Origin of the sequence: Pseudomonas sp. LTR0 (assembly GCF_036630035.1) — a bacterium.
GTDB classification, from domain to species: Bacteria; Pseudomonadota; Gammaproteobacteria; order Pseudomonadales; family Pseudomonadaceae; genus Aquipseudomonas; species Aquipseudomonas putida_Y.
Map to the genome: position 1 here is coordinate 2114184 of NZ_CP123734.1, position 19025 is coordinate 2133208.

Sequence of the window (19025 nt, forward strand, 5' to 3'; positions counted from 1 at the left end):
GGGCCGGATCAATACACCCACACTTCGACCCGCCGGTTGCGCAGCCGGCCTTGCTCCAGGTCATTCCCGGCCACTGGCAATTCATCGCCCATCCCGGTCACCTGCATCACCTCCACCCCTCCGCGCGCGAGTTCGCGGCGCACCGCTTGCGCGCGCAGGCGGGAGAGCAGGGCTGCGCGCCCGGGGGTTTCCTTGGGGTCGCCGAACCCAACCAGCACTGCCTTGCCCTGTAGCTTCCCGGCCTGGCGCAGGTACTCTGCCACCCGCTGCACATCGCGCAGGGCCTTGTTGTCCAGGCTGGCGCTTCCTTCCTGGAAACGGAAGTTCACACTCAGGCGCTGCGCTTGCCGGGCCAAGGTACGATAGCGCGGTGGCATGTCACGTTGGGGGGCAACAGACACGGCCTTGACCTGCTGCGAAACGAAACCCTGCTGGGCGATGATCGCCTGGCCGGCCGGGCTCTGAGCGAAATCGGCCAGGGCCTTGGCCTGGGGCTTGGGGTTGGCTGGCAGGTAAAAGTACAGGCGCCGCGAGAGCGGGTAGTCCTCGCTGGCCACCCGTGCGCGCTCCGGCAGCATGGCCGGCGCGTCGCCCTCGGCCACCGCGAGCACCTTGGCCCCGTGTACGGCGGCTAAGCTGCTGAAACCGATGGCCTGGCGGTCGTTACCCACGCGCTCCGCCAGTTCGTCGCTGGACTCGAAGCGCCTGGCTTTGGCCGAAAGCTCGCCGTGCTGGGGTTCCAGCACCAGTGCCTTGAAGGTCTCGAAAGTCCCGGAACGGTCGTCTCGGGCATACAGGTGAATGGCCCCGCCAGGTATGCCCAGTTGTTCCCAGCGCTGGATCTGCCCGGAAAAAATTTGCGCCAGTTGCCGAGTGTTCAGTTGGGGAATTGGGTTGTCGGGGTGGACGAAGACTGCGACGCCGTCGAGTCCGATCACATGTTCGGCACCAGCTGCGCGCAGGTCACCCAGCGCCTGCAACTGGCGGACTTCACTGTCGTTGATCGGCCGCGAGGCAGCGGCCAGGTCCGCTTCGCCACGGCCCAGTGCGACAAAGCCGGTGCTTGAGCCGTGGGCGGCAATGTCGATGCGCAAGGGCTGGCCGTGCACGTCGCGGGCGGTAATCACCCACTCGTTGGCAACCTTGCCCGGTTGTTGTTCGATGGCTGTGGCCTGCTGCGCGCGCAATTGCCCCTGTACCAGCGCCGGCAGCAAGGCCGCGCCGATGGTGTTGGAGCCTTGCACGCGCAGGTGCAGGGGCTCAGCCAAGGTCGCGAGTGGTAGCAGGGTGAGCAGCAAGACAAGCAGGCGGAGCATGCCGGGTGGCCTGTGGCATAGAGTTGGCCGGCAGATTACGACAATGGCGTGATGATAATGTGACGGGGTGTACGCCTCCAATCGTGCAGCGCCTGTCAGGTCGAGCGCCGCGCGGACGGTGCTCGATCTGGCAGGCGCTGCAACGCAGAAGAGCGTTAATGCGCCCCGGCCGACTTGCTCAGGTCACTCTCGGCCCATTCGGTATAAATGCAAGCGTCGGCCACTGCCCAGCGCACCTTCACGTTGTCGCCCGGCTGCATCGGCATGCCCGCCGCCGACAGTGCCTTCACGGTCAACTCGGTACCCCCTGCAGTTACCACATGGCAGGTCTGGCTTTCACCCAGGAACAGCACTTCACCAACCTTGGCACTGACCTCGTTCCAACCCGCCGGCAGCGGCTCGCGCGTGGCCTGCTCAGCGGTCAGGGCCACGGCTTTTTCCGGGCGCACCATGATCAGTGCATCCTGCGAGGCGGTCAGCCCCGGGGTCAAGCGAATGGCCACTGGCTGGCCTTCGAAGCTGCCCGCGCCGTTGCTGCTGGCCTTGATCCGCAGGAAGTTGGAGTTGCCCAGGAACGATGCGACAAAGGCATTCGGTGGGTTCTGGTACAGGTCGTAACCGGTGCCCAGGCCGACGATCTTGCCGTGGCTGAAAATGGCGATGCGCTGTGACAGGCGCATGGCTTCTTCCTGGTCGTGGGTGACATAGACGATGGTGATGCCCAGGCGGCGATGCAACTGGCGCAGTTCGTCCTGCAGGTCTTCACGCAGTTTCTTGTCCAGCGCGCCGAGCGGCTCGTCCATCAGCAGGATACGTGGTTCGTACACCAGCGCCCGGGCAATCGCCACGCGCTGCTGCTGGCCGCCCGACATTTGCGAGGGTTTGCGGTGGGCGAACTGTTCCAGTTGCACCAGCTTGAGCATGGCGTCGACGCGCTTGGCGGTTTCGGCAGCGCCGAGTTTGCGAATGGCCAGTGGGAAGGCGATGTTGTCACGCACATTCAGGTGCGGGAACAGCGAGTACCGTTGGAACACCATGCCGATGTCACGCTTGTGCGGTGGCACGTTGACCAGCGACTGGCCGTCGACCAGGATCTCGCCGCTGCTCGGTGTTTCGAAGCCGGCCAGCATCGACAGGGTGGTGGACTTGCCCGACCCGCTGGAACCGAGGAAGGTCAGGAACTCGCCGTCCTGGATCTCCAGGTCGAGGTTGTCCACGGCGGTGAAGTCGCCGTAGTGCTTGTTCAGGCCGCGCAGGCTGACCAGGGCCTTGCCGTGCGCGTTGTCTTTGATCACTGCACTCATTGTTGTTATCTCCGCGCGCTCAGGCGTTGGTTTCGGTGCGCCGGCGCAAGGCGGCGGCAATGAACATGACAAGCAGCGACAGGCCAATCAGCAGGGTCGAGGCCACGGCGATCACCGGGCTGAGGTCCTGGCGCAGGGTGGTCCACATCTTCACTGGCAGGGTCTGCAGGTCGGGGCTGGCCATCATCACGCTCAGCACCACTTCATCCCATGACACCAGGAAGGCGAACAGGCCACCGGCGATCATGCCGGGACGAATGGCCGGGAAGGTCACCTTGAAGATGGCCTGCAGGCGCGAGGCGCCGCAGATCACCGCGGCGTCTTCGATCGACTGGTCGAACAGTTTCAGCGAGTTGATGATCGAGATGATGGTGAACGGCAGGGCGACGATCACGTGGCTGACCACGAACGCAAACAGCGTGCCGGTGTAGCCAAGCTTGAGGAACAGCGCGTACACCGCCACGGCAATGATCACCAGCGGTACGATCATCGGCATGGTGAAGAGCCCGTACAGCAGTTCGCGGCCCGGGAAGCGGCCACGCACGAGGGCGAACGCGGTGGGCAGGCCCAGCAGCACGGCGGCGACCGTGGTCAGCATGGCCACCTTCAGGCTGGCCAGCGCGGCCTCCATCCACTCCGGGTTGGAAAAGAACTGGCCATACCACTTGAAGGTCCAGCCCGGTGGCGGGAACACCAGCCACTGTGACGAGCCGAATGACAGCAACACGATGAACACCACCGGCAGCAGCAGGAAGGCCGCGATGACCCCGGTGGTCAGGTACAGGCCCGTACGCAGCGGGCGGCCCATGGCATTGGGAGACAGGAGCATGGCGGTTTACCTCGCGTTGCCAACCGGGGATTCCGGCTGCAGCTTCAGGTACAGGTAAAAGAGCACCAGGGTGATCGCTACCAGGAGTGCGGCGGCAGCGCTGGCCAGGCCCCAGTTGAGGAACGACTGCACCTGCTGGATGATGAATTCGGGCAGCATCATGTTCTGCGCACCCCCCAGCAGCGCCGGGGTGACGTAGTAACCGAGCGACATCACGAACACCATCAGTGCCCCGGAGAACAGCCCCGACCGGCACAGCGGCAGAAACACCTTCCAGAAGTTGGTCCACGGGCTGGCGCCACAGATCGAACCTGCCTGCAGCACCATCGGGTCGATGGCGTGCATGGTCGCCTGCAGTGGCAGCACGATGAACGGGATCATGATGTAGCTCATGCCGATCACCACGCCGGTGAGGTTGTGCACCATTTCCAGCGGGGCATCGATGATGCCCGTGGCCATCAACGCCTTGTTGATCACCCCCGAGCCTTGCAGCAGCACCAGCCACGAGTAGGTGCGCGCCAGCAGGCTGGTCCACATCGACAACAGCACGATGTTCAGCAGCCAGCGGCCCCAGCCCTTGGGCACCAGGGTGATCGCCCAGGCCAGCGGGAAGCCCAGCAGCACGCTGATCAGGGTAACCACGCCGGCCACCGAAAAGGTGTTGAACAGCACACGCGCGTAGGCCGAGTTGGCAAATAGCTGCTCGTAATTACCCAGCCCCGGGGTGGGTTCCAGCACCCCGCGCAGCAACAGGCCGATCAGTGGCGCGAAGAAGAACACGCCAAGGAACAGCAGGGCGGGCAGCAGGTTGCGGCTGCCTTTCCAGCGCTGGCTCAGGCTTGCGCGGCGCGGGATGGTGCCCGGGGCGCCGGCACCCGTGGGGGCACCTTGCGCATTGTGCAGGGCGTTGATGGCGACTTTCATTTGACCAACCACTCATTCCAGCGGGCCGCGATGGCTTGACCGTTTTTGGCCCAGTAGGCGAAGTCGAGGGTGACCTGGTCCTGGGCGTAGGCAGTTGGCAGGTTTGGCGCGAGGTCTTTGTCCAGTTTGGCCACGCTGTCGACGTTGACCGGCGCGTAGGCGGTCTTGTTGGCGAATTCGGCCTGGCCTTCGGCGCTGCTGGCGTTGGCCAGGAATTTCATCGCCGCGTCCTTGTTCTTGGCGCCTTTGGGGATGACCAGGAAGTCGGCCATGACCAGGTTCTGCTTCCAGCTCACGCCCACCGGTGCACCGTCTTGCTGCAGGGCGTAGACGCGGCCATTCCAGAACTGGCCGAGCGAAGCTTCACCCGAGGCCAGCAACTGCTGAGACTGGGCGCCACCGCCCCACCAGACGATGTCTTTCTTGATGGTGTCGAGCTTCTTGAAGGCGCGGTCCAGGTCCAGCGGGTACAGCTTGTCGGGGGCTACGCCGTCGGCCAGCAGGGCCAGTTCCAGCACGCCTGGGCTGGGCCATTTGTACAGGGCTCGCTTGCCGGGGTAGGTCTTGGTGTCGAACAGCGCGGTCCAGTCCACCGGCTTGTTGGCGCCGAGCTTGCCTTCGTTGTAGCCGAGCACGAAGGAGAAGAAGAATGAGCCGACGCCATGATCGGAGACGAAGCGTGGGTCGATCTTGTCGCGCTTGATCTGGGTGAAGTCGAGGGGTTCGAGCAGGCCTTCGCTGGCGGCACGCAGGGCAAAGTCGGCTTCGACGTCGACCACGTCCCACTGCACGTTACCGCTCTCGACCATGGCTTTGAGCTTGCCGTAGTCGGTGGGGCCGTCCTGCACGACCTTGATGTTCGTGGCTTTGGTAAACGGTACAGCCCACGCTTCTTTCTGGGCGTCCTGGGTCGTACCGCCCCAGCTGACGAAGTTGAGGCTGTCGGCGGCCTGGGTGGCCTGACATGCCAGGGTCAGCAGGCTGGCAGACAGCACTGCGGTTACACGTTTGCTTAACAGCATGGTTACGCCCTCGTTGCTTTTGTTATTCGAGGCGGGGCTTTTGGTGCGCCCGCCAATAGTGTTCGGGGAGCAGCTAAAACAAAGTGTTCTGGTGGCCGTTTTTAATTGTAGATGCCGGCCTGTAGACTCAAGGTCTACGGGATATCATATTATGGTATTCCAAGATTTTGGCAAGAGGTATGGGCCGACCGGCCATCACTCCGCCCTGTCAAAAGCACCAAGGGCCCTGTAGGAGCGGGTTTACCCGCGAATGCGTCGGTGGTGTCACCCTCGCATTCGCGGGTAAACCCCCTCCTACAGGGCCCCGCTAAATCAATTGCTTGTGTGTTCTCAGCCATCCATCCCCGGGTCGAACGGGATGCTCTGCACCACCTCCAGCTCATAGCCCGCCAGCCCCGCGTATTTCAGCGGTGGCCCCAGGTGACGCAGCTTGCCCACGCCAAGGTCCTGCAGAATCTGCGCCCCGGTACCCACTTCGGAATACACCTTGGACTGGCCACGTTGATAGGGCCGCACAGGGTGGGTCAGTTGTGGCACGCGCTCAAGCAAGGCCTGGGAGGATTCGTGGTTGGCCAGGATCACCACGACGCCAGCACCTTCATCGGCCACCTTCTGCAGCGCCGCCCACAACGTCCAGTTGGCGGGGCCTGCGTATTCGGCACCGACCAGGTCGCGCAGCGGGTCAATCACATGCACCCGCACCAGGGTGGGTTGTTCGCGGCGAATGTCGCCCATGACCATGGCCATGTGCACGCCACCTTCGATGCGGTCTTCATAGGTGACTAGGCGGAAGGTGCCATGCACGGTCGGTAGCTCGCGCTCGCCGATGCGTTTGATGGTCTGCTCGGTGCTCAGACGGTAGTGGATCAGGTCGGCGATGGTGCCGATCTTGATGCCATGCCGGGCGGCGAACACCTCCAGATCGGGGCGGCGGGCCATGGTGCCGTCGTCGTTCAGCACTTCAACGATGACCGAGGCCGGACTGAAACCGGCCAGTCGTGCAAGGTCGCAGCCGGCTTCAGTGTGGCCAGCACGCGTCAGCACGCCGCCTTCGCGGGCGCGCAGGGGGAAGATGTGGCCAGGTTGTACCAGGTCTTCGGGGCGAGCGTTGGGGGCCATCGCTGCTGCCACGGTGCGAGCCCGGTCAGCGGCGGAAATGCCGGTGGTGACCCCGGTGGCCGCCTCGATCGACACGGTGAACGCGGTGCTGAACACGCTACCGTTGGCCGGAACCATCTGCTCCAGGCCAAGGCGCTGGCAGTGATCGTCGGTCAAGGTCAGGCAGATCAGCCCGCGCGCCTCGCGGGCCATGAAGTTGATGGCCTGGGCGTCGCAACGCTCTGCGGCGATCAGCAGGTCGCCTTCGTTTTCCCGGTCCTCGTCATCCACCAGCAGGACCATCTTGCCTTGCCGGTAGTCCTCGAGAAGTTCCTCGATGGTGTTGAAAGCCATGGTGCACGCTCACTGTGGTGGGGTGAATTTTATGGTATACCATCATACACAAATATCGCCGTAACAGGAGAGCAGCACATGAAGGCCTACTGGATCGCCCATGTGGACGTGACCGACCCCGAGCAATACCAGCAGTACACCCAGCGCGCCCCGGCTGCCTTCAAGGCATTCGGCGGTCGCTTCCTGGCCCGTGGCGGGCGCAGCGAGGCGATGGAAGGGAGGGCTACACCTCAGCGTAGCGTGGTGATCGAGTTCGATTCGTACGCGCAGGCCGTCGCCTGTTACCGCTCCGCGCTGTACCAAGAGGCATGCAGCCATCGCCAAGGAGTGGCGAAGGCTGAGGTGATCATTGTGGAAGGGTTTGAGCCCTGAGCAGGATTTGCCGGCCCTTTCGCGGGTAAACCCGCTCCTACACAGGCCACCACAAAATTTGACGGTTGTGGTGGCCTGTGTAGGAGCGGGTTTACCCGCGAAAGGGCCGGACCTGCCGCACCGATGGCAGATTCATTGAAGCCTGCGGGCCGTTTCCGCAAATAGAAGCAAAAGACCCGCCCAGGCGGGTCTTTTGCTCATCGCCTCACTGCAGATGCACTTTAAGTTCGTTGCCCGCCTGCCGCAGCGCCGCCTTTACTGCCGGCACTTGGCTCAACGGGTTGAGCAGCCCATAGTCATGAATCATTCCGTTGTAGCGCACCGAGGTTACTGTCACGCCCGCCGCGTTCAACTTGCGGGCATACGCCTCACCTTCATCCCGAAGCACATCGAACTCAGCCGTTTGCACCAGGGCCGGTGGCAAGCCCTTCAGCTGTTCGGCGGACGCCCGCAGCGGCGAGGCGTAAATCTGCGCCCGTGCCTTTGCATCAAGGGTGTAGTTGTTCCAGAACCACTTCATCATCCCGGTGGTCAGGAAGTGTCCTTCGGCAAACTGCTTGTACGACGCTGTCTCGAAGCTGGCATCGGTCACCGGCCACAGCAGCAACTGGAAGCGCAGGGCAGGGGTGCCGGCTTCTTTGGCCTTGAGTGCAACCACCGCCGCCATGTTGCCGCCGACGCTGTTGCCGGCTACAGCCAGGCGCTTGCCATCCACGCCGATCTCCTTGCCATGCTCGGCCACCCAGCGGGTCGCGGCGTACGCCTGGTTGATCGCCGTCGGGTAGTGCGCTTCTGGTGACGGGGTGTAGTCCACATAGACCGCCACTGCACCCGAGCCGACCACCAGGTCGCGGATCAGTCGCTGGTGGGTCGGGAAGTCGCCCAGCACCCAACCGCCGCCGTGGAAGAACATGAACACCGGCAGATCACCTTTGACATTGGTCGGGCGTACCACTTGCAGCTTGATCGACTGGCCGTTGGCCTCAATGGTGCGTTCCTTCACTTCGATGCCTGAGAGGTCGACCTTGACCGAGGCTTGGGCGCCGGTCAGTACTGCGCGGGCGTCGTTCGGGGTGAGCTGTTCCAGCGGCTTGCCACCCCCTTTCTCCAGGGCTTCGAGGAAGGCCTGGGTGTGTTGTTCGACACCTGGGCTGCCTGCGGCGAAGGCACTGGAAACGGACAGGGCCAGGAGTGAAGTGGTGAGGGCTTTGTGGACAATGTTCATGAGCGAATCCTTTTCTGTACAAGTGTTGGTAGTGGGCGTCTTGCCTGGCCTGTGGGGCCATCGCTGCGACTTGTGCGTAGATTAGGCAGATGCACTCGTGGGAAAAAGCCGCTATAAAGTGTTTGACTGTCAGCAAGAGCGAGACAATGAACCCTTACGAAGACATGCGGATCTTTGCCCAGGTGATGGAGGCCGGCAGTTTCACTGCTGCCGCCGACCGTCTGGGCATGTCCAAGCAATCGGTCAGCCGGCGCCTGATGCAGCTTGAAGAGCGCCTGGGCGTGCGTCTGCTCAACCGCTCCACCCGGCGCCTCGATGCCACGCCACTGGGGCAGCACTACTACCAGTCGGCCCTGCGCTTGCTGGGTGAAGTGCAGCAGGTCGAGCACGACATCAGCGGTCAGGCCCAGGTCCTGCGCGGCACCTTGCGCCTCAGTGCGCCGCTGTCGTTTGCCATGGCGCACCTGGGCTGCCTGCTGACCGAGTTTCTGCAACTGCACCCCCAGGTCGATGTGGAGGTAGACCTGAGCGACCGCGCCGTGGACCTGATTGGTGAAGGCTATGATCTGGCGCTGCGGATTGGTGCACTGGAGGACTCCAGCCTGATCGCCCGGCGTATCGCCAGTGTCGAGCGCGTCTACTGTGCAAGCCCGGCGTATTTGCAAGCACGGGGAGTGCCGGAAAAACCGGATGAGCTCGCCGCACATGACTGCCTGCCCTATGGGCATTCGCGGCAGGTGCAGTGGCAGTTCCACAAAGGTGGTAAAGCCCAGGCAATTCAGGTGACCGGGCGCATGCGGGCGAACAATGGCGAGTTGCTGCGGGGCGCTGCGATTGCCGGGATGGGGGTTACTTACCTGCCGACCTTTATCGTTGGGCAGGCGTTGGCGGAGGGGCAACTGGTGACGGTTCTGGATGGGTGGCGTCCGCCCGCGCTGCAGCTGTCGGCTGTGTATCCGCAGCACCGGCAGGTGGCGCGGCCGGTGCAGGGTTTTGTCAGCTTCCTGCGTGCGCGGCTGGCGCAGCTCTGACCGTCGGTACAGGCTATGCTTGCCCTATGAGTACCCCTGTTCCTTTACGCCAACCTTGCCCCCCTGGCGCCTGCGACTGCGGCCGCGAACAGCTGGCCGACCATCCGCAGGCGGCCCAGCGTATCCTCCTGCTGACCCGGCAGGAGGAAAAACGCCTGCTCGAACGCCTGGAAAACCTGAAGGATCTGGAAGACCTCCAACGTCTGCAGCAGCGCCTGTACGAAAACCTCGGCATCCGCGTGCACATCACCCCCGGTTACAACGAGGTACGGACCATGCGCGGCATCGTCATCGAACTGGACGACCAGCCCGGGCTGTGCCGCAAGACCCGGCAGTCTATCCCGGCGGCGATCCGGCGTGGGCTGGAGCGTAATCCGCAGGTTGCGTTCCGGTTGCTCGATACGCACGACCTGTTGCGTGGTACCTGAGCGTTGATACCGGCACCGGCCGAGCCCGCATGGGAGCGAGTCAATTCCGTTAATTTTTACACCGCTTGCTACGTCTATTTGAAAGCCACTCTGCGCCAGGCGCGCAGCGGCATCATCATTTAAGGAGACAGGCAATGACTTCCGTTTTCGACCGCGACGATATCCAGTTCCAGGTAGTGGTCAACCACGAAGAGCAGTACTCGATCTGGCCCGACTACAAAGCCATCCCCAACGGCTGGCGAGCCGTGGGCAAAAGCGGCCTGAAGAAGGACTGCCTGGCCTACATCGATGAAGTCTGGACCGACATGCGCCCGCTGAGCCTGCGCCAGAAAATGGCCGAAGCTGCCGCCCAGTGACCGTGCTGAACCTGCTGTGCCTGCCGTACTCCGGGGCCAGCGCCATGGTCTACAGCCGCTGGCGGCGCAAGCTGCCGGCCTGGTTGCAGGTGCGCCCGGTAGAGTTGCCCGGGCGGGGTGCGCGCATGGGCGAGTCGCTGCACACCGACATGCAAGGTCTGGCCCGGCAACTGGCCAGCGAGCAGCGGCTGGCGGCAAGTGCTCCTTATGCGCTGCTCGGCCACAGCCTGGGTGCACTGCTGGCCTTCGAGCTGGCCCATGAGCTGCAGGCGTTGGGCTGCCCGGCGCCGCTGGCCTTGTTCGCCTGCGGCACCGCTGCACCTACCCGGCGTGAAGACTACGACGGCAACAACTGGCGCGAGCCCAAGAGCGACGCTGAGCTGATCAGCGAGTTGCGCGAGCTGCAGGGCACGCCTGAGGAAGTGTTGGCCAACGCGGAGCTGATGAGCCTGACCTTGCCGACCTTGCGTGCCGATTTTCTGTTGTGCGGCACTTATGCATACCGCCAGCGACCGGCGTTGCAGTGCCCCCTGCATGTGCTGGGTGGCGTGGATGACCGGGCCAGTGATGAGCAACTGCGGGCATGGCGCAATGAAACCCACGGCGCGTTCTCGCTGCAGATGTTCCCAGGTGGCCATTTCTTCATCCATGAGCAGGAAGACCGTGTGCTCGCTGCGCTTACCGCGTCACTGCAGCCGCTTCGGCTGTCCGCCTGATTGACGTCACCGCTTGCCTGGGGGAGGCTAGGGTTTTTCCCAGGCAAGAGGCAGGCAATGCTGATCGATCCACTCAAGGCCACGCTGCTGGTCGTCGACATCCAGGAAAAACTCATCAGTGCCATGAGCGATCCCGAAGGCACTCGGGCACGGGCCCGCTGGTTGCTGGCGGCGACTGCCGAGCTGGCGCTGCCGACAGTGATTTCCGAGCAGTACCCCAAAGGCCTGGGCCATACCCTGGCCGAACTGCTGGCCGCAGCCCCGACAGCCGACGTGGTGGAGAAAAGTCACTTTTCCTGCGTGGCCGCCGAGTGCCTGCCAGCCAGCCTGATGGCGCGCGATCAAGTGATCGTCTGCGGCATGGAAACCCATGTTTGCGTGCTGCAAACCGTGCTTGGCCTGCTGGCGCTGGGCAAGCAAGTGTTCGTGGTCGAGGATGCCTGCGACAGCCGCACCCCGGCCAGCAAGGCCGCAGGCCTGGCGCGCATGCGTGCCGCCGGCGCGCAGGTGGTGACCCGCGAGATGGTGTTGTTCGAATTGATGGGCAGTGCCGGGCACCCGCAGTTCCGCCACATCAGCAAAACCTATCTGGTCGGTGAACAGCCCTGAACGGCCGGTTACTGGCCATTTCGGTGATGGCCCTGGTGCTGTTGCAAGGCTGTGCCGGGCGCCGCGAAGAAGCGCCCGAAGCGGACCCGGCGAAAGTCCGTGCGCAGCTGTTGCGGCTGTTACCCGCCCAGGTCAAGGACCGCGAGGGTTGGGCCAAGGATATCCAGGCAGCCTTCGAAGCCCAGCGCATAGCGCCCAGTAAAAGCAACCTGTGCGCAGTGCTGGCGGTGACCGAACAGGAGTCGACCTTCACTGCGGACCCGCAGGTGCCCAACCTTGGGCGTATCGCGCGCCAGGAGATCGACCGCCGCGCTGCGCGCCTGCATATTCCCAAACTGCTGGTCGACGGTGCGCTGAAGACGCCGTCGGGCAACGGCAAGAGCTACCAGCAGCGGTTGCAGACGGTGCGCAGCGAAAAGCAGTTGAGTGAACTGTACGACGAAGTCGTTGCACGCCTGCCGCTGGGCAAGACCTTGCTGGACGGGCTGAATCCGGTGCACACCGGCGGGCCGATGCAGGTCAGCATCGACTTCGCCGAAAAGCATGCAAGGGATTACCCCTACAGCCATGAAGGCACGATTCGCCAGGAAGTGTTCAGCCGGCGCGGCGGCATGTATTTCGGTATTGCCCACCTGTTGGGCTACCCGGCCAACTACGAGCGTCAGCTTTACCGGTTTGCCGACTTCAACGCGGGCTGGTACGCCAGCCGCAATGCGGCATTCCAGGCGGCATTGAGCAAGGTCACGGGGGTGAAGTTGGCACTGGACGGCGACCTGGTGGCGCCGGGGGCGATCATGCCGGGAAGCACCGAGCTGGCCGCGCGCAAGCTGGGGGTGAAGCTGGGGCTGCGTAACCCGCAGATCCGAAGCCAGTTGGAGGAGGGTGACAGCCTGGCGTTCGAAGACAGCAAGCTGTACAGCGGGGTGTTTGCCCTGGCGGATGCCAAAGCCGGCAAACCGGTGCCCCGCGCAGTGCTACCGGGCATCGAGCTGAAGAGCCCGAAGATTACCCGCAAGCTGACCACGGCATGGTTTGCCGGGCGGGTGGATGAGCGTTATCAGCGGTGCATGAAGCGTTAGTCATGTGTTGCCTCTGCCGGCCTCTTCGCGGGTAAACCCGCTCCCACAGGGTTAGCACTGACCATGAGGTCAGTGCAGTACCTCAAGGCCTTTGCAGGGATACCATTGGCTCGGAAGGCAGTGAGGTCCCTGTGCGGGTTTACCCGCGAAGAGGCCGGCGCAGGCACCATCAGCTTTCGCCCAATGCCCCCACCACCTGGTCGACACTGGCCTTCAACCCTGCAAACGCATCGTCAGGGTCACTCTCCACCACCACCAGCTTGGCTCCGGCTGCCTTGATCACTTCGGCCACCGCCGCGTCCGGCTGGCGGTGGTCCAGCACCAACGCGACATCCTGCGCTTTAAGATTTTCCTCCAACGCCTTGAGCGCGGCAGCATCCCACTCGGCCGGCAGCGGCTGCTCCACCACGTCCAGATTCAACCCGCTGGCGAGGTAACCCAGCCGGTCGGACAGGCTCACCACAGTCAGGTTGTCGACCTTGGCCAGGCGTGTCTGGCTGCTGGCCGAAACCTCCAGCAACTGGCGTTTGAGGCCCGCCAGGTTGCCCTGGATCTTCGCTTTGTCACTTGGGGCCAGGCGCTCCAGATCGTTGGCCACCACATCGGCCATACGCCCCAGGTTGGTCGGGTTGAGCCAGGGGTAGGCGCCATAGGCGTCATCACCCGAGACCGCAATCCCTGGCAGCGCACCGTCCACCGGCCGTGCGGCATCGATTTCGACGATGCGGATGTTGCTGCGCCGGGCCATTGGGTACAGCGGGTCGTCTCGCCAGATCGAACGCACGCCGATCACCGCGTCGGCCTGCTGTGCGGCTTTCTCCAGGCTGGCGCCACCGCGCCCGCTGAAGTACGACGGCTGGCGGCTGGCCGGCAGGTTGGCCGGCGCCGCACGTTTTAGCTGTACTGCAGTGCCGTCGAGCAGGGCGCTGGCCAGGCTGTGGGTGACGGGCAGGGTGGTCAGCACTTGTGTGGCAAAAGACAGCGACGGCAGGCCGGCCAGGGCCAGCGCCAGGGTCAGGTGTTTGAAGTTCATGCCGGGTTTCCTTGCAGGCGGGGAACGAGGGCGCGGGCCAGGGCGGCCAGGGCAAAGCAGATGCCGGCGACCAGGATGATCGCGGCCCCTGAGGGTACTGGCAGGTCGAAAACGATCGGCAGCAGGATGCCGAACAGGGTGCTGATGGTGGCAATCAGCACCGACAGGAAGAAAAAGCCCTTGAGCGACTGGCTGACCAGGCGAGCGGCGGCGGCCGGGATGACCAGCAGCGCACCGACCAGGATGGCCCCGATCACCTTTACCGCAGCCACGGTCACCAACGTGACCAGCACCACGAACAGATAGTCCAGGGTCTTTACCGCTACCCCGCGCACAGCCGCCAGCTGCGGGTTGAAACTGGCCAGCATGATGCGGTTGTACAGCGGCAGGGCCAAGGCCAGTACCAGCACCGCGACGATGCCCAGCACAAGCAGGTCCTGGGCGCTAACGGTCAGCACCGAGCCGAACAGTACGTTCTCGAGGATGTGCACGTTGATCTTGCCCGCCAGCATCAGCAGCAGGCTGGCGCCCAGCGCCAGCGACACCGACAGGAACACGCCAATCAGCGTGTCCGGTGACAGCCCGGTGCGGTTGCGCAGGAAGTTGAGCAGGATGCCGAACAGCAGGCAGTAGCCGAAGAGGCTGCCGTAAGGGCCGGTATAGGGCTCACCCAGCAGGATACCGATGGCCACGCCGGTCAGCGCCGCATGGCCGACCGCTTCGGAGAAGAAGGCAAAGCGCTTGACCACCACCAAGGTGCCCAGGCCGCCTAGCACCGGGCCGATCATCAGGCCGGCCAACAGGGCGTTGACCACGAAGCCGTAGGCCAGCGCCTCGGGCAGATAGCCGGCAGTGGCCCAGTCCTGGACCGTTTGGCGAAAGAATTCAAAACTCATCAGGCAAGGCTCTCGCTACGCGGGTGAACGGAGAACAGGCCAAGCAGGCGCTCCGGGGTCAGGGCTTGGGCAGGCGGCGCATCGAACAGCACCTGGCGGTTAAGGCCTGTTACCCGGTCCGCCAGACGCAACACGGCTTCCAGGTCATGCTCGATCCACAGAACGGTAGTGCCGGCCTGGCGCCAGCCCTGCAATAACTGTTCGAACACCTGGATACCGGCTTCATCGAGGGCCGACATCGGCTCGTCCAGCACCAGCAACTGCGGCTCGGGGATCAGGCCTTGGGCCAGCAGCACGCGCTGGCGCTCACCGCCGGACAGTGCACCCATGCGCCGCGTGCGCTTGTCGAGCATGCCAACCTGAACCAAGGCTGCATCAATGGCTGGCTTCACGCGCCGCGACAGGCCGAGGAAGGCCGGGCGGCGCTGGCACATGGCGGCCATGAAGTCGTCCACGGTCATTGGCAGGCCGCGGTCGAACTCCAGTGCTTGCGGCACGTAGCCAATCACTTCGCGCTCACCTGGCCAATGCAGGGTCAGCTGGCCCTGGTGTGGCATCTGCCCGAGCAGGGTCTTGATCAACGAGCTCTTGCCGCCGCCGTTGGGGCCGACGATGGCGTGCACGCTGCCTGCTGCCACGCTGAAACTGACCTGTTCGAGGATGCGTGTGCGGCCCAAGGTCAGGTCGATGCCGGCGAATTCGATGCGCGGCCCGCAGGCGGTCACCAGCTTGGCGGCAGCGGTCATGCGCGGTTCTCCTGAATGGCGCGGACTACCGTGTCGAGGTTGCGCTTCATTTCCACCTCGTACTTGTCCTTGGTGTAATCGCCGTAGGAGATATGCGTCAACGGATACAGGCGCACGCCGGACTCACGCTGAATGGTTTCGACATAGGCCGACGGGAAGTCCATTTCCGAGAAGATCACCCGCACGTCCAGTGCCTTGAGCTGGTCGATGGTCTTTTTCAGCTGTGCCGGGCTGGGCTCGATGCCATGGGCAGGCTCGACGACGGCCGTCACCTCCAGACCGAAGTCGCGCACCAGGTAGTCATAGGCAGCATGGATGGTGGCGACCCGGAACGTTGCGCCAGGGGCTTCGGTGACCTTGGCCAGGGCGTCGGCACGCAGGGCGCGCAGGCGCTTGGCGTAGGCACGGGCGTTTTGCGTGTAAAGCCTGGCGTTGTCCGGGTCGAGTTTGCCCAGTTCACGGGCGATGTTGTTCACCTGGGCGATGGTGGTGCTGATCGACAGGAAGGTGTGCGGGTTGACCACCTTGCCGGCACCGCGCGCGGCAATGCCGGTGGCCGCCAGCAACGGCACGTTCTGATTGGCTTCGATAGTGGCGATGTCGGGTTTTTCGCTGGTGGCGATCATGCGGTCTGCGAAATCGTCATGGCCAACACCGTTGAGCACCACCACGTCCAGGGTGCCGATGCGCTTGATGTCCTCGGCCCGCGGCTCGTAGGCGTGCGGGTTGAAGCCCGCCGGAATCAGGGGAACCACCTCGGCCTTGTCGCCGACAATATTGCTCACGTAGCTGTAGTAGGGGTGCAGGGTGATGCCGATACGCAGCGGCTTGCTGTTATCGGCCAGGGCCAGTGCCGGCAGGGCAAGGGCCAGGAGCAGGGCGAGGGCGGAGCGAAACATGGGCGAGTCCTTGGGTTCAGTGACGGTGTTCGCGGGTGACCCCGGCGTCGTAGTGGCTGACCACTTGTTGCCAGCCAGCGGCGATCAGGGCGGCCTGGCCGAGGTCGTCCGGGATCACGGCGGCGCTGTCGCGGCGCAGCCAGACATCGGCTTGGCCTGTGCTGTCGGGTGGCAGGATCAGCAGCAGGCTGCCGGCCACTTCCGGGGCCTGGCTGCGGCCCAGGTAGGCGCCGGGCTCCAGCCATGACCATTGGTGGCCGCCACGGCTTTGGCTGCCGGCGTCGACCACGAACGGCGGCAGGCCTTCTTCGGCCAGGGCCTTTACGCTGGGCGTGACGGCGTTTTCTTCGCGCAGGAGCTGGATCTCGTCGAAGGCTACCCGCAGGTCGGTGTAAAGGCCTTGCTCGGCGGCGGTGAGGTCGCGGCGGGCGTCGATCTGGTGGCTGGCGATGGCCTGTTCGTCCTCGCGCTCACCGCGCAGCAGGACCACGCTGGCGGCGAGCACCACGATCAGCAAGCTTGCCAGCAGCACGTACAGGGTTTCGTGCCCGGCACCGGCCGGGCGAATGACGTGGGCGCGGCTCATGGCTGGGCGATATCGGCGTAGTCCACTTCCACCACGTGCCCGGGGCCAGCATCGAACAGCACGTAGAATTCGCCGTCCGGGCGCTTGAAGGTCAGCGTCGAGTCGTCGCCAAGCTTGCCGCCGACCAGCACCTCTTCGTCATAACCGATCACATCCAGGGTCACCCCGGGGGCACCGCTGCCGTCTGAGAAACCGCCGGTACACTTGACCTGGCCGCTGGCCAGTTCTTCGCATTCGCACATCGGGTTGTGCGCCAGCGCAGGGCCGGCGGCCAGTACCAGGACGGGCAACGCCAGAGTGCGCATCAGGTGATTCATTTGTTTTCTCCTTGTTTCTCGAGCCATGCCACAGTGGCTGGCGATGCCTTGGTCAGGGGGATCGACGCCTGGTGCAGGGTGCCGTCCCAGCCTTCCAGGGTGATCCAGATGTGCGCGTCGGGTTTGGTGCGCGGTGGGATCGGCAACGAGGTACCCATGCTGTACGGTGCACCGAAGAAAAGGGTGCCGGCGGCGCGCAGGCTGCGTGGCTTGCCGATGCGCAGGTAGGCTGCCTTGACGTCCTTTATGCAGGCCTTGCACAGCGATGCATTGAACGATTTGAAGTAGCCGGCCGGGCCGTCGGCGCGTGGCGCCTCGTCACGCAGTTCGGCAAGGTCGAGGCTGTAGGGGCCGACCTGAATGTCACTGATCAGGTTGGCGCCAAGGCCAGCGTCACCGCGAAACAACCTGGCGTCGGCGAAGTACTTGGGCATGAAGCCCAGCGGAATCAGGATCAGCAGAATGTTCAGGTGAAAACGCCACTTCAGCCAAAGCTGCTTCAGCCGGCTGGTGGGCAGGGCCTTGGCCTGGCTCATGTGTGGGCCTCCACGGTGGTTTCACTGCGTAACGCACGCGGTGCGCGCTCGTTGCGCTTGAGGGCTGCGGCGGTGGCCTGGGCGGTGCGTTTGGTCCAGATCAGCAGGCCGCTGAGCACCATCAGGGTGAGGATCAGGCCGAAGAAGAACCACACCAGCTTGATCGGCAAGCCGCCAAAGTCGCCGGTGTGCAGCGGGCGCATGGACTCGGTGACGAACTCCAGGGCCGAGCGGTCGCTGATCAGGAACTGGCTGTCGACATTGCGTGTGTACGGATTTACCGACGCACTCTGGAACATCAACGGGTACCAGCCCGGGCCTGACAGCGTGACGTGGCTGTAGGCGGTGGCGGGGAGCGAGATGGCGCTCACTTCCAGCCCCGGGATCGCCTGCCTGGCAAGGCGTGCCGCTTCATCCAGATCGATGCGCGAGGCGGGGCTGCCATCTGGCGTTTGTGGCACCTGTTCACGGGCGATCACTGGCACGTTGGGCCGGCTGGAAAGGGTGATGTGGTTGTCGGACAGGATCGCCTGGATCAGGAACCAGGTGCCGGTGACGGAAATGACCGCAATGAACCAGATTGACCACACCCCGGACAGACGGTGCAGGTCACCCCAGAAAATCCGCGACCCGTGGCCGGTGCGTACAGGTTTGAAGAAGCCCTTCCAGAACTTCTTGTAAACCACCAGGCCGGTGACCAGCGAGGCCAGCATCGGCAGGCCGAGCAGCGAGACCAGGTACCAGCCCCAGCTGAAACCGTTGGTGAACGGCACCAGCCACCAGCCGTGCAGGGCGCGGGTGAAGGCTTCGAAGTTGAAGTCCGGGGTCTTGCCCTGAATGGTTCCGGTGTAGGGGTTTACGTACAGCGTCGGGCTGGTGCCGTCAGGCAGGGTGACATTGGCTTTTACCGAGAAGTGCGAACCATCCGGCTGGCTCAGGCGCTCCACCACCATGTCCGGCTCGGCCTTGTTCAAGGCCTCCAGAACCTGCTGAAAGCTCATGCGCTCGGTGTCCGCGTCTGGCTTGTTGGCGCGCACAGCCGGATCGGCGAGCCAGACGATTTCCTGGCTGACCACGGCGAGCATGCCGGTGAAGCAGACGATCAGGACAAAGAACCAGATGGGCAAGGCGAGCCAGCTGTGGACCAGGAACCACAGCCTGGATTTGGATTTTTTCGGTGATTGGGCCATCAGACGGTCTTCTGCCATGGGTGGTCGAGCGTGTGCCAACCAAAGAGTGCTGTACTGATAAGGACGAATGAGAATCGAAAACCTGCGGGTTAAAATGAAAGCAAATGTTTCAAAGCACAAACGCCGGACTGCGCACGAGGCACCAGTCCGGCCTTGAAG

Annotated in this window: 22 protein-coding genes; 7 read left to right on the forward strand and 15 right to left on the reverse strand. The window is 63.8% G+C overall.

From position 1 onward, the window contains the following. Positions 1-8: 8 nt before the first annotated feature. The 6 genes from QCL51_RS09700 to ribBA all read right to left on the reverse strand — a co-directional run bounded on the left by QCL51_RS09700 (position 9) and on the right by ribBA (position 6847). Positions 9-1316, reverse strand: coding sequence for a phosphate ABC transporter substrate-binding/OmpA family protein (locus QCL51_RS09700; RefSeq protein WP_338444797.1), 1308 nt, complete (start codon positions 1314-1316; stop codon positions 9-11). Positions 1317-1471: 155 nt separating this feature from the next. Beyond that, a complete protein-coding gene (locus QCL51_RS09705; RefSeq protein ID WP_021784245.1) occupies positions 1472-2620 on the reverse strand; it encodes an ABC transporter ATP-binding protein in 1149 nt (382 codons plus the stop codon). Positions 2621-2639: 19 nt separating this feature from the next. Continuing rightward, positions 2640-3449 (reverse strand): ABC transporter permease, encoded by an 810-nt coding sequence (locus QCL51_RS09710; RefSeq protein ID WP_021784244.1) that lies wholly within the window; start codon positions 3447-3449, stop codon positions 2640-2642. Between the two features lie 6 nt (positions 3450-3455). Continuing rightward, positions 3456-4373, reverse strand: coding sequence for an ABC transporter permease (locus QCL51_RS09715; RefSeq protein ID WP_338444799.1), 918 nt, complete (start codon positions 4371-4373; stop codon positions 3456-3458). Beyond that, a complete protein-coding gene (locus QCL51_RS09720; RefSeq protein WP_274148307.1) occupies positions 4370-5395 on the reverse strand; it encodes an ABC transporter substrate-binding protein in 1026 nt (341 codons plus the stop codon). Before QCL51_RS09720 ends, QCL51_RS09715 begins: the two co-directional genes overlap by 4 nt. A gap of 330 nt (positions 5396-5725) precedes the next feature. Continuing rightward, on the reverse strand, positions 5726-6847 hold the full coding sequence (ribBA, locus tag QCL51_RS09725) for a bifunctional 3,4-dihydroxy-2-butanone-4-phosphate synthase/GTP cyclohydrolase II (RefSeq protein WP_021784241.1): 1122 nt from the start codon (positions 6845-6847) through the stop codon (positions 5726-5728). 78 nt (positions 6848-6925) lie between these two features. Here ribBA and QCL51_RS09730 point away from each other — a divergent pair, with 78 nt between their 5' ends. Next, the gene (locus QCL51_RS09730) at positions 6926-7219 is read left to right on the forward strand and encodes a DUF1330 domain-containing protein (protein ID WP_003256229.1); all 294 of its coding nucleotides are present in this window, start codon (positions 6926-6928) and stop codon (positions 7217-7219) included. 205 nt (positions 7220-7424) lie between these two features. On the opposite strand, the gene QCL51_RS09735 is transcribed toward QCL51_RS09730, so the two are convergent. After that, a complete protein-coding gene (locus QCL51_RS09735) occupies positions 7425-8444 on the reverse strand; it encodes an alpha/beta hydrolase (RefSeq protein WP_103444207.1) in 1020 nt (339 codons plus the stop codon). 146 nt (positions 8445-8590) lie between these two features. Here QCL51_RS09735 and QCL51_RS09740 point away from each other — a divergent pair, with 146 nt between their 5' ends. From QCL51_RS09740 to QCL51_RS09765, 6 genes are all read left to right on the forward strand, one after another. Further along, positions 8591-9475, forward strand: coding sequence for a LysR family transcriptional regulator (locus QCL51_RS09740; RefSeq protein WP_028697654.1), 885 nt, complete (start codon positions 8591-8593; stop codon positions 9473-9475). 26 nt (positions 9476-9501) lie between these two features. Further along, a complete protein-coding gene (locus QCL51_RS09745; RefSeq protein ID WP_338444802.1) occupies positions 9502-9903 on the forward strand; it encodes a hypothetical protein in 402 nt (133 codons plus the stop codon). 134 nt (positions 9904-10037) lie between these two features. After that, complete coding sequence (locus QCL51_RS09750; RefSeq protein ID WP_003256222.1) at positions 10038-10259, forward strand: MbtH family protein; 222 nt, start codon at positions 10038-10040, stop codon at positions 10257-10259. Continuing rightward, positions 10256-10975 (forward strand): alpha/beta fold hydrolase, encoded by a 720-nt coding sequence (locus QCL51_RS09755; protein ID WP_101195979.1) that lies wholly within the window; start codon positions 10256-10258, stop codon positions 10973-10975. Before QCL51_RS09750 ends, QCL51_RS09755 begins: the two co-directional genes overlap by 4 nt. Positions 10976-11032: 57 nt before the next feature. Beyond that, complete coding sequence (locus tag QCL51_RS09760; protein WP_338444803.1) at positions 11033-11584, forward strand: hydrolase; 552 nt, start codon at positions 11033-11035, stop codon at positions 11582-11584. Positions 11585-11610: 26 nt separating this feature from the next. Continuing rightward, entirely contained in the window at positions 11611-12663 is a 1053-nt protein-coding gene (locus QCL51_RS09765; RefSeq protein WP_338444804.1) for a DUF1615 domain-containing protein, read from the forward strand. A 169-nt stretch (positions 12664-12832) separates the two neighbouring features. Here the strand turns inward: QCL51_RS09765 and QCL51_RS09770 are convergent, their stop codons facing one another. Genes QCL51_RS09770 through QCL51_RS09805 form a run of 8 tightly spaced genes read right to left on the reverse strand, consistent with a single transcriptional unit; the run spans position 12833 to position 18866 of the window. Then, on the reverse strand, positions 12833-13696 hold the full coding sequence (locus QCL51_RS09770; protein ID WP_338444805.1) for a zinc ABC transporter substrate-binding protein: 864 nt from the start codon (positions 13694-13696) through the stop codon (positions 12833-12835). Further along, entirely contained in the window at positions 13693-14592 is a 900-nt protein-coding gene (locus QCL51_RS09775) for a metal ABC transporter permease (protein ID WP_021784232.1), read from the reverse strand. The genes QCL51_RS09770 and QCL51_RS09775 overlap by 4 nt, the downstream gene beginning before the upstream one ends. After that, complete coding sequence (locus QCL51_RS09780; RefSeq protein WP_021784231.1) at positions 14592-15338, reverse strand: metal ABC transporter ATP-binding protein; 747 nt, start codon at positions 15336-15338, stop codon at positions 14592-14594. The genes QCL51_RS09775 and QCL51_RS09780 overlap by 1 nt, the downstream gene beginning before the upstream one ends. Then, positions 15335-16237 carry a metal ABC transporter substrate-binding protein gene (locus QCL51_RS09785; protein WP_021784230.1) on the reverse strand — a complete coding sequence of 301 codons (903 nt, stop codon included), beginning with the start codon at positions 16235-16237 and terminating at the stop codon, positions 15335-15337. The genes QCL51_RS09780 and QCL51_RS09785 overlap by 4 nt, the downstream gene beginning before the upstream one ends. A 16-nt stretch (positions 16238-16253) precedes the next feature. Further along, positions 16254-16823 carry a DUF6162 family protein gene (locus QCL51_RS09790; RefSeq protein WP_338444806.1) on the reverse strand — a complete coding sequence of 190 codons (570 nt, stop codon included), beginning with the start codon at positions 16821-16823 and terminating at the stop codon, positions 16254-16256. Continuing rightward, positions 16820-17140, reverse strand: coding sequence for a hypothetical protein (locus QCL51_RS09795; RefSeq protein WP_021784228.1), 321 nt, complete (start codon positions 17138-17140; stop codon positions 16820-16822). The genes QCL51_RS09790 and QCL51_RS09795 overlap by 4 nt, the downstream gene beginning before the upstream one ends. After that, positions 17137-17676: a hypothetical protein gene (locus tag QCL51_RS09800; protein ID WP_021784227.1), complete on the reverse strand. Its 540-nt coding sequence runs from the start codon at positions 17674-17676 to the stop codon at positions 17137-17139. The genes QCL51_RS09795 and QCL51_RS09800 overlap by 4 nt, the downstream gene beginning before the upstream one ends. Beyond that, the gene (locus QCL51_RS09805; protein ID WP_338444887.1) at positions 17673-18866 is read right to left on the reverse strand and encodes a PepSY domain-containing protein; all 1194 of its coding nucleotides are present in this window, start codon (positions 18864-18866) and stop codon (positions 17673-17675) included. Before QCL51_RS09805 ends, QCL51_RS09800 begins: the two co-directional genes overlap by 4 nt. Positions 18867-19025 lie beyond the last annotated feature (159 nt).

What these genes read in the sequence shown, in the direction of transcription:
- QCL51_RS09745 (WP_338444802.1), top strand. Translation starts at nt 9,502, where the DNA reads ATGAGTACCCCTGTTCCTTTACGCCAACCTTGCCCCCCTGGCGCCTGC.
- QCL51_RS09770 (WP_338444805.1), bottom strand. Translation starts at nt 13,696, where the DNA reads ATGAACTTCAAACACCTGACCCTGGCGCTGGCCCTGGCCGGCCTGCCG.
- QCL51_RS09805 (WP_338444887.1), bottom strand. Translation starts at nt 18,866, where the DNA reads ATGGCCCAATCACCGAAAAAATCCAAATCCAGGCTGTGGTTCCTGGTC.
- QCL51_RS09785 (WP_021784230.1), bottom strand. Translation starts at nt 16,237, where the DNA reads ATGTTTCGCTCCGCCCTCGCCCTGCTCCTGGCCCTTGCCCTGCCGGCA.
- QCL51_RS09795 (WP_021784228.1), bottom strand. Translation starts at nt 17,140, where the DNA reads ATGAATCACCTGATGCGCACTCTGGCGTTGCCCGTCCTGGTACTGGCC.
- QCL51_RS09705 (WP_021784245.1), bottom strand. Translation starts at nt 2,620, where the DNA reads ATGAGTGCAGTGATCAAAGACAACGCGCACGGCAAGGCCCTGGTCAGC.
- QCL51_RS09750 (WP_003256222.1), top strand. Translation starts at nt 10,038, where the DNA reads ATGACTTCCGTTTTCGACCGCGACGATATCCAGTTCCAGGTAGTGGTC.
- QCL51_RS09780 (WP_021784231.1), bottom strand. Translation starts at nt 15,338, where the DNA reads ATGACCGCTGCCGCCAAGCTGGTGACCGCCTGCGGGCCGCGCATCGAA.
- QCL51_RS09800 (WP_021784227.1), bottom strand. Translation starts at nt 17,676, where the DNA reads ATGAGCCAGGCCAAGGCCCTGCCCACCAGCCGGCTGAAGCAGCTTTGG.
- QCL51_RS09735 (WP_103444207.1), bottom strand. Translation starts at nt 8,444, where the DNA reads ATGAACATTGTCCACAAAGCCCTCACCACTTCACTCCTGGCCCTGTCC.
- QCL51_RS09765 (WP_338444804.1), top strand. Translation starts at nt 11,611, where the DNA reads ATGGCCCTGGTGCTGTTGCAAGGCTGTGCCGGGCGCCGCGAAGAAGCG.
- QCL51_RS09710 (WP_021784244.1), bottom strand. Translation starts at nt 3,449, where the DNA reads ATGCTCCTGTCTCCCAATGCCATGGGCCGCCCGCTGCGTACGGGCCTG.
- ribBA (WP_021784241.1), bottom strand. Translation starts at nt 6,847, where the DNA reads ATGGCTTTCAACACCATCGAGGAACTTCTCGAGGACTACCGGCAAGGC.
- QCL51_RS09760 (WP_338444803.1), top strand. Translation starts at nt 11,033, where the DNA reads ATGCTGATCGATCCACTCAAGGCCACGCTGCTGGTCGTCGACATCCAG.
- QCL51_RS09720 (WP_274148307.1), bottom strand. Translation starts at nt 5,395, where the DNA reads ATGCTGTTAAGCAAACGTGTAACCGCAGTGCTGTCTGCCAGCCTGCTG.
- QCL51_RS09715 (WP_338444799.1), bottom strand. Translation starts at nt 4,373, where the DNA reads ATGAAAGTCGCCATCAACGCCCTGCACAATGCGCAAGGTGCCCCCACG.
- QCL51_RS09740 (WP_028697654.1), top strand. Translation starts at nt 8,591, where the DNA reads ATGAACCCTTACGAAGACATGCGGATCTTTGCCCAGGTGATGGAGGCC.
- QCL51_RS09790 (WP_338444806.1), bottom strand. Translation starts at nt 16,823, where the DNA reads ATGAGCCGCGCCCACGTCATTCGCCCGGCCGGTGCCGGGCACGAAACC.
- QCL51_RS09775 (WP_021784232.1), bottom strand. Translation starts at nt 14,592, where the DNA reads ATGAGTTTTGAATTCTTTCGCCAAACGGTCCAGGACTGGGCCACTGCC.
- QCL51_RS09700 (WP_338444797.1), bottom strand. Translation starts at nt 1,316, where the DNA reads ATGCTCCGCCTGCTTGTCTTGCTGCTCACCCTGCTACCACTCGCGACC.
- QCL51_RS09730 (WP_003256229.1), top strand. Translation starts at nt 6,926, where the DNA reads ATGAAGGCCTACTGGATCGCCCATGTGGACGTGACCGACCCCGAGCAA.